The organism is Lysobacter sp. TAB13 (assembly GCF_052113885.1).
Taxonomy (GTDB): Bacteria; Pseudomonadota; Gammaproteobacteria; order Xanthomonadales; family Xanthomonadaceae; genus Lysobacter; species Lysobacter gummosus.
Genome location: NZ_JBFRDR010000247.1, coordinates 1 through 421, shown reverse-complemented (window position 1 = coordinate 421; position 421 = coordinate 1). Strand labels below are relative to the sequence as shown.

The 421-nt window shown below is 59.1% G+C and carries 1 protein-coding gene; it reads left to right on the top strand.

Annotated features, from left to right (window positions below):
• Positions 1 to 297: 297 nt before the first annotated feature.
• Positions 298 to 421 (top strand): aconitase X (locus AB4Y92_RS26025; RefSeq protein ID WP_441822252.1); only part of this gene is annotated, 124 nt, incomplete at its 3' end.

The following is a 421-nucleotide window of genomic DNA, read 5'->3' as shown; positions in this document are numbered from 1 at the left end:
AGGCGATACGGTCTATTTGGATAGCCGAATGGGCCATAGCCTCGTCGCGCATAACTGTCCGGAAGCGACTGTGTTCTGGATCGTAACCGGCTCGTCCCAGGAATCGTTGAAGCAGTCGCAGGCATTGTCTGGCGAAGCGCCTGGCGCCGCTTAAGGTACAGCACCCGCGCCTTTGCAGGTCCGTGTCAGTCACTTGACTGTTTGGTTCGTATAGGAAACAAATTCTATCGGTTCGAGCCGCGTCTGCCGCCGCATCTCGAACCTTATAGGCCTTCCGAACCACAGGGACTTTGCGCGATGCAACTGACGGATGTCGAGAGGCACATCCTCGCAGGAGGCCATGGCGAGGCCGCGGCGATCGCTTTGAGGATCGTTTCGGAGACGGGGCGGCTGCTGGGCGCTGACAGGCTCATTCCGGTTG